This is a genomic window from Microbacterium maritypicum MF109 (genome assembly GCF_000455825.1).
In the GTDB taxonomy this organism is placed as follows: Bacteria; Actinomycetota; Actinomycetes; order Actinomycetales; family Microbacteriaceae; genus Microbacterium; species Microbacterium maritypicum_A.
This window is the reverse complement of sequence record NZ_ATAO01000211.1, coordinates 1-7292: the sequence shown is the minus strand read 5'-3', so window position 1 is coordinate 7292 and position 7292 is coordinate 1. Positions and strand designations below refer to the sequence as shown.

The window sequence follows — 7292 nt, the reverse complement described above, 5'->3', positions numbered from 1 at the left end:
GGCGGCCTTCGTCGTCCGAGCACTGTTCAGCGCAGGCGGGCGCGCTCGTACTGCGGTGGCCAGACGATCTCGGCGTCGAGCTCGTGCGCGGCACGGAGCGCGAAATGGGGGTCGCGCAGCCACTCCCGTCCGGCGAAGATCGCATCCGCGGCTCCCTCGCTGAGCACCTGCTCGGCCTGGGCCGCCGCGGTGATGAGACCGACCGCTGATACCGGGATCCGGCCACCCTGTCGCACGGTCTCGGCGAGCGGGACCTGATACCCGGGGAAGACGCTGATCCGCTGGTGCGCGACCAGGCCGCCGCTCGAGACGTCGATCAGATCGGCACCCCGCTGCGCGGCCCAGTCGCCGACGATCGCCGCTTCCTCGGGTGTGAAACCGCCGTCGGCATGATCTGTGGCGGAGATGCGCACGAACAACGGCACATCGGCTCCTACGGCTTCGCGGACCGCGTCGACGACGCGCAGCAGCAGGCGGGCACGATTCTCGAGCGAGCCGCCGTACTCGTCCCCGCGCAGGTTCGACAGGGGAGACAGGAACTGGTGCAGGAGGTACCCATGCGCCCCGTGCACCTCCAGCACGTCGAACCCGGCGTCCGTCGCGCGCCGTGCTGCGGACGCGAATGCGTCGACCACACGGTCGATCCCGGCGAGGTCGAGGGCGACCGGCTCGTCGAAGCCGTCGAAGGCGATGGCCGAGGGAGCGGATGTCGTCCACCCGCCATCGGCGGCCGGCACCGATCCGCGTTCGGGTGCCCAGGGCCACCACGTCGATGCTTTGCGGCCGGCATGGGCGAGTTGGATGCCGGCGTGGGCTCCGCGGTCATGGATCGCCTGGACGATCGGGGCGAGGGCGTCGCGCTGCTCGTCATCCCAGAGCCCCAGGTCACGCGGTGAGATCCGTCCCTCGGGGGCCACGGCCGTCGCCTCGGCGATGATGAGTCCCGCGCCGCCGGACGCGAACTGTGCCAGGTGCGTGTGATGCCACTCCTGGGCCACGCCGTCGACCGCGCTGTACATGCACATGGGCGAGACCCAGAGGCGGTTGCGGAAGTCGACGGAACGGATGCGCAGCGGGGAGAAGAGAAGACTCACGGTTCGACGGTACCGCCGCGCGGGTGCAGGACGGGCCGTCGCACTAACGTGGAGTCATGTTCGAGGTGCGCGAGTGGACACGCGGCGACACGGCGCGGTTGTTGCGTGCGCCGACCGCGGATGACGACAAGTACGCCCGCGGCGTGGTGGCGCTGCGCACCGGATCGCCCGCGTATCCCGGTGCCGCGGTGCTCGGCGTCGAGGCGGCGTGGCGAGCCGGGGCGGGCTTCGTCCGCTACGTGGGCGCGGAGCGGGTGGCGGATGCCGTTCTCGCCCGACGACCGGAGACCGTCGCCGGGGCGGACACGGGGCGTTCGAGGGTCGACGCCTGGGTGATCGGATCGGGGACGGACCCGGCGCACCGCAGCGACACGGAATCCGGTGCTCTGCGGGAGATCCTCTCCGGCACCGCCGCCGTCGTGATCGACGCCGGCGCGCTCGATCTCGCCGAACGCGCGACGGCGCCGTTCCTCGTGACGCCCCACGCGCGGGAGTTCGTCCGGCTGCAGGAGAGGCTCGGAATGTCCTCGACCGCGGAGGATCGCGCGCAGGCCGCGCGGCACATGGCGGACACGCTCGGGGGCGCCGTGCTGCTCAAGGGCGCGCGTACGCTGATCGCGGCGCCGGACGGGACGGTCATCGCCGTCGAAGCGGGGACCGGCTGGCTGGCCACCGCGGGGACGGGCGACGTCCTCGCCGGCGCGCTGGGCGCCGTGCTCGCGGCGAACCCCGGACGCCCGATCGCCGAGGTCGCCGCGGCCGGAGCGTGGCTGCACGGCCACGCCGGGCGTATCGCCGCCGGCGTGCGTGACGGCGGGGCGGGGCATCCGATCGTCGCGATGGACGTGGCCGAGGCCCTTCCACTCGCGATCGCGGACGTCCTGGCGTGAATCGCGCGTCGACGGCCCGGGTGGTCGCGCTGTGGAGCGTCTTCCTCATCGTGCACGCGCTCACCGCATGGGCCGGCTGGGTCTACCCCAGCCAGCCCATGGGCGATGTGGTGCTCGTGTACGAGCCCTGGGCGTCCTCTGCACTCGGTGGGGGGCCGATCGTCGGTGTCACCGAGACATGGGTCTACCCTCAGCTCGCCCTCGTGCCGATGCTCGTCGCCGCCGTGCTCTCCGCGCCGCTCGTGCCTCTGCTCGGAGTATCCAGTGCGTATCTCGTCGGATGGGCGGTGCTGGTCGTGATCCTCGACGCTGTCGCCTTCGCTGTGCTGGTGGGGCGCGCGCCCTCGCACGCGCGCCGTGTCGCGGCCTGGTTCTGGTGCGGCGCGCTGGCGCTCCTCGGACCGATCGCGCTCTACCGGATCGATGCGATCACCGTCCCGATCGCCGTGATCGGCGGACTCTGGCTCGTGTCGCGGCCCGCTGTCGGGGCCGCTCTCCTCACGATCGGGGCATGGATCAAGATCTGGCCCGGCGCGCTCGTGCTCGCCGCCGTCGTCGCGCTCCGTGCGCGCGTGCGGGTGCTGGTCGCCGCAGCCGTCGTCAGTGTCGGGGTCGTCGCGACTCTGCTCCTGCTCGGGGCGGACACCGAGATCCTCGGCTTCCTGACCGAGCAGACCGGACGAGGGCTGCAGATCGAAGCCGTGGCCGCCACCCCCTTCCTGTGGCTCGCGGTCGCCGGCGCCGCCCGCATCGAGTACAGCTTCGAGATCCTGACCTTCCAGATCACCGCGCCTGGGGTCGATGCCGTGTCCGCCGCGCTCACGCCGCTCATGGTGCTCTCCGTGCTGGCGGTCACCGTGCTGGGCGCGCTCAAGGCGATGCGCGGTGCGATCTTCCCGCGACTGTTCCCGCCGCTCGCGCTCACACTGGTGACGCTTCTGATCGTCACCAACAAGGTCGGTTCACCGCAGTTCCAGACCTGGATGATCGCGCCCGTGATCCTGTGGCTCGTGCTCGACCGGGCCCGAGCACGCGTTCCCGCCGTCCTCGTCCTCGCGCTCTGCCTGCTCACGTGCCTCGTCTATCCGATCGGCTACGACGGGCTGCTGCGGGCCGACGCCCTCTCGGTCGCCGTCCTCACGGTGCGCAACATCCTTCTCGTCGTCCTGCTCGTCCTCGCAGCCCGCGCTCTCGTGCGCGTGCCCGTCCGTCATCCGAAAACCCAGGAGTGAAACCATGCTGATCGCCTTCTCCGTCGCCCCGAGCGGCACCCCCTCCGCGGGAGCAGAGCGCACCGATGCCTCCGTGCACGACGCCGTGGCCGCTGCCGTACGGGTGGTGCGCGAGTCCGGACTGCCGCACCGCACCACGAGCATGTTCACCGAGATCGAGGGACCGGACTGGGACACGGTCATGGACGTCGTGAAGCGTGCGACCGAGGCCGTGATGCCCTTCGGCTCGCGGGTCTCGCTCGTGCTCAAGGCCGACATCCGCCCGGGCTACTCCGGAGAGCTGGACGCGAAGATCGAGCGGCTGGAAGCAGCCATCGACGAAGCAACGGTCGAGGAGTCCGGTGACTGATTCCCCGTCGTCCATGTCGATAGCTCTTCGACCGGCGACGGCCGACGACTCCGAGTGGATCGCGGAACTCCGCGCCGAAGTGCTTCGGGCCGACCTGGAGCGGCTGGGGCGTTTCGACGAGACCCGCGTCCGGCAGCGGTTCCGTGATGCGTTCGAACCGACGCAGACCCTGATCATCGTCGTGGACGGCACCGATGTCGGCTCGGTCGCCATCCGTGCGGAGGGGGAGTCCCGCTGGCTGGAGCACTTCTACATCGCGACCTCGCATCAGCGCCGTGGTCTCGGTGACCGCGTGCTGGGGATCGTGCTCGATGACGCGACCCCGTATCGACTCAACGTGCTCCAGGGCAGCCCGGCGCGCCGTCTTTACGAACGCCACGGTTTCGTCGTCGACACCCAGGATGACGTTGATGTCTTCATGACGCTCGATCGCGCAGGGCGGGCGACCTCCGGGTCCGACGGCCGCTAAGCTGATCCGGTGAATCCCTCGACTGAATCGAGGGGTGCGGCGAAGTGGGCGCTCCTCTCCCTCGCCATCGGCAGCTTCGGCATCGGCATGACCGAATTCGTGGTCATGGGCCTGCTGCCCAACATCGCCGCCGACCTGCTGCCTTCGCTCTGGGCGACCAGCCAGGAAGATGCGCTGAGCCAGGCCGGCTGGCTGATCTCGCTCTACGCGCTCGGCGTGGTGGTGGGCGCACCGACCATCGCCGGCTTCGTCGCGCGTTACCCGCGGCATCGGGTGATGATCGTGCTGGCCCTCGCGTTGACGGTGTTCAACGCCCTCACGGTCGTGCTGCCCACGTTCGAGCTCGTCGCCGCGTCGCGCTTCCTCGCCGGGCTGCCGCACGGTGCATACTTCGGCATCGGTGCGCTCGTGGCCGCCGATGTGATGGGGCCGGGCAACCGCGCCAAGGGTGTGGCGTTCATCCTCACCGGCCTCACGGTCGCCAACGTCGTGGGCGTGCCGTTGGGGACGTTCCTCGGGCAGCAGTGGGGCTGGCGCTCCGCCTTCGCCGTCGTGGCGCTCGTCTTCGCTCTCGCCACGCTCTGCATCGCGCTCTTCGTCCCGGAACATCCGGGAGACCCGGGACGCACGATGCGCCAGGAACTGCGGGTGTTCCGTATCCCGCAGGTGTGGTTCACCCTGGGCGTCGGCGCAATCGGTTTCGGCGGATTCTTCGCCGTCTACAGCTACATCGCCCCGCTGGTGACCGAGGTCTCCGGCTCCCCGGAGTGGGTGGTGCCGATCGTCCTCGTGCTCATGGGGCTCGGGATGACGGCGGGAAACCTCGTCGGCGGTCACCTCGCCGACATCGATCTGCGCCGCACGCTGCTCTTCGGACTCGCCGCCATGGCCGTGGTCTTCGCGCTGCTGGCGTTCCTGTCGTTCTGGATCGTCAGCCTGGCCGCGGTGGTGCTGGTGGTCGGGTTCGTCTCCTCCGTGCTGAGCCCGACGATCCAGACCCGACTCATGGACGTGGCGGGCGACAACCAGTCGATCGCCGCAGCCATGAACCACTCGGCGCTCAACATCGGAAACAGCCTGGGCGCGTTCCTCGGGGGCGTCGTTATCGCCGCCGGCTGGGGCTTCACCGCACCGGCATGGACCGGTGCCGCGCTCGCCGTGGCCGGTCTGCTGATCGCCCTGCTCTCGTACCGCGTCGAAGGACGCCGCCCGGCGGCAGCGGAGCTCATCGCCTCGTAGCTTCGTCGCGGTCGGTCCGGTCGATCCGGTCGATCCGGTCGTAGAGTGACGGGGTGAGCGCCCCCGAGCTGTCCCTGCCCGTCGCCGGCACTGCTGTCCTGCTGCGCGCGTCGGACCCCGCCTTCGATGTGCTGCTGATGCGTCGGCCCGATCGCGGGTCGTTCGCGGGAGCGTGGGTCTTCCCCGGAGGCAAGGTCGAACCGGGCGACGTCCACGACGGCGACGACGAGTCCGAGAACGCGCGCCGTGCCGCGATCAGGGAGACGCGCGAGGAGGTGGGCCTCGCTGTCGACGACCTCGTCGTGCTCTCCGAGTGGCAGCCGCCGGTGGAGGCCCCCACGCGTATCCGCACCTGGTTCTTCCTCGCCGAGGCGCCGGCCGGAGAGCCTTCGCCCGCTGCCGACGAGGTCGTGGAGATCGCCTGGGTGCCGCCGGGAGAGGCGCTCGCGAGGCACGCGGCGGGGGAGTGGACGCTGTATCCGCCGACGTGGATCACGCTCCACCAGCTTGCGGCGTTCAGCGACGTGGAATCGGCCCTGTCGTCGGGCGGTGCGGCGCAGCTGTTCCAGACCCGGGTGCTCGAGTCCGAAGCCGGGCGTGCCTTCGCCTGGGAGCAGGGACGCCTCGAGGCGGGTGCCCTGCCGTGGCGGTTCGTCGAGGCCTGAGGGATCGGGCTCAGCTGTCGAGCAGATGCCGCAGGTTCGAGCCCACCGCCTCGGTCTCGATCAGGAAGCCGTCGTGCCCGAAGTCGCTCGTGATCACCACGGCTTCGTCGTCGATGACATTCGGGATGCTGCGGGCGATGCGCTGCTGTCCGTCGACGGGGAAGAGGCGATCGCTGTCGATGCCGAGAACCAGCGTGGTGGCGGTGACGCCGCGCAGCGCCTCTTCGACGCCCCCTCGTCCACGGCCGACGTCGTGCGAGTTCATGGCCTCGACGAGCGTGACGTAGCTGTTCGCGTCGAAGCGGCGTGTGAACTTGTTGCCGTGGAAGTCGAGATACGACTCCACGGCGAAGCGACCGCCGTGCCCGAGCGGCGACACGTCGGACTGCCACGAACGCTGGAAACGCTGGTTGAGCTCGATCGGGCTGCGGTAGTTCAGCAGCGCCATGCGCCGGGCCAGGGCGAGGCCACGGTGTGGGCCGTCGCCGTCACCGAGGTCGTAGTACTCGCCGCCCTGGAACCGCGGATCCATCCGGATGGTCTCCAACTGCACGGTGTTGAGCGCGATCTGGTCGGCGGTGGTCACCGGGGGAGATGAGAGCACGGCGAGGCGCTGCACGCGCTCGGGATGTGTGGCCGCCCACTCCAGCGCATGCATCCCGCCCATGGAACCGCCGATGACAGCGGCCCAGCTCTCGATGCCGAGCGCATCCGCCAGGCGGACCTGGGCGGCGACCTGGTCACGGATCGTGAGGTAGGGGAAGCGGGAGGCCCACTCGTAGCCGTCGGGGGCGACGCTCGCGGGGCCCGTCGAGCCCTGGCAGCCGCCCAGCATGTTCGGGGCGATCACGAACCAGCGGTCCGTGTCGAGCGGAGCTCCCGGACCCGTGATGTCCTCCCACCAGCCCGCGGTGGGGTGCCCGGATCCCGCTGCGCCGCGCACATGGCTGTCCCCGGTGAGCGCGTGCAGCACGAGCACGGCGTTGTCCCGTGCCGTGTTCAGCTCGCCCCAGGACTCGTAGGCGATGCGGATGCCGGGGAGCTCGGCGCCGCTCTCCGTCGAGAAGGCGCCGAAGGCGGCGAACCGGCGACCGCCCACCGGGTCTCCGTCACGCCATGCTCCGGTCGCCGGCGGGCGGGCACGGAGCAGCCTGACGTCGGCCTCCGTCACGGGCGCCGAGGGCACCGTGTCCTCGGAGGTCGTCTGCCAGTCCATGCTCCCATTCTCGCCTGGTCCGGGACCCGTCGGTGGCAGGTTACGCTCCGATGTCCCGACTCTCCCGACCGCGACGATCGAGGCGGCCCGTCGGGATCCGTCGGGTCGGCATCGTCGCGTCGGTCGTCGGTCGTCGGT

At 70.6% G+C, this 7292-nt stretch carries 8 protein-coding genes; 6 read left to right on the top strand and 2 right to left on the bottom strand.

Translation table 11 applies throughout. The features are described from left to right. Nucleotides 1-26 precede the first annotated feature (26 nt). Nucleotides 27-1094, bottom strand: coding sequence for an NADH:flavin oxidoreductase/NADH oxidase (locus L687_RS37660; RefSeq protein ID WP_021201027.1), 1068 nt, complete (start codon nt 1092-1094; stop codon nt 27-29). Between the two features lie 56 nt (nt 1095-1150). Here L687_RS37660 and L687_RS37655 point away from each other — a divergent pair, with 56 nt between their 5' ends. From L687_RS37655 to L687_RS37630, 6 genes are read left to right on the top strand one after another with little or no spacing between them, the layout of a single operon-like run. Next, nucleotides 1151-1984: an ADP-dependent NAD(P)H-hydrate dehydratase gene (locus L687_RS37655; protein WP_021201026.1), complete on the top strand. Its 834-nt coding sequence runs from the start codon at nt 1151-1153 to the stop codon at nt 1982-1984. Next, nucleotides 1981-3216, top strand: coding sequence for a hypothetical protein (locus L687_RS37650; protein ID WP_040569816.1), 1236 nt, complete (start codon nt 1981-1983; stop codon nt 3214-3216). The genes L687_RS37655 and L687_RS37650 overlap by 4 nt, the downstream gene beginning before the upstream one ends. Nucleotides 3217-3220: 4 nt before the next feature. Continuing rightward, the gene (locus L687_RS37645; RefSeq protein ID WP_021201024.1) at nt 3221-3565 is read left to right on the top strand and encodes a thiamine-binding protein; all 345 of its coding nucleotides are present in this window, start codon (nt 3221-3223) and stop codon (nt 3563-3565) included. Further along, on the top strand, nt 3558-4034 hold the full coding sequence (locus tag L687_RS37640) for a GNAT family N-acetyltransferase (protein WP_323131867.1): 477 nt from the start codon (nt 3558-3560) through the stop codon (nt 4032-4034). Before L687_RS37645 ends, L687_RS37640 begins: the two co-directional genes overlap by 8 nt. A 9-nt stretch (nt 4035-4043) precedes the next feature. After that, complete coding sequence (locus tag L687_RS37635) at nt 4044-5273, top strand: MFS transporter (protein WP_021201022.1); 1230 nt, start codon at nt 4044-4046, stop codon at nt 5271-5273. Nucleotides 5274-5326: 53 nt separating this feature from the next. Next, nucleotides 5327-5938, top strand: coding sequence for an NUDIX hydrolase (locus L687_RS37630; RefSeq protein ID WP_021201021.1), 612 nt, complete (start codon nt 5327-5329; stop codon nt 5936-5938). A 10-nt stretch (nt 5939-5948) separates the two neighbouring features. Here L687_RS37630 and metX read toward each other — a convergent pair whose 3' ends face one another. Next, nucleotides 5949-7154, bottom strand: a complete 1206-nt coding sequence (gene metX, locus L687_RS37625) for a homoserine O-acetyltransferase MetX (RefSeq protein ID WP_021201020.1) — start codon at nt 7152-7154, stop codon at nt 5949-5951. Nucleotides 7155-7292 lie beyond the last annotated feature (138 nt).

What these genes read in the sequence shown, in the direction of transcription:
- L687_RS37655 (WP_021201026.1), top strand. Translation starts at nt 1,151, where the DNA reads ATGTTCGAGGTGCGCGAGTGGACACGCGGCGACACGGCGCGGTTGTTG.
- L687_RS37645 (WP_021201024.1), top strand. Translation starts at nt 3,221, where the DNA reads ATGCTGATCGCCTTCTCCGTCGCCCCGAGCGGCACCCCCTCCGCGGGA.
- metX (WP_021201020.1), bottom strand. Translation starts at nt 7,154, where the DNA reads ATGGACTGGCAGACGACCTCCGAGGACACGGTGCCCTCGGCGCCCGTG.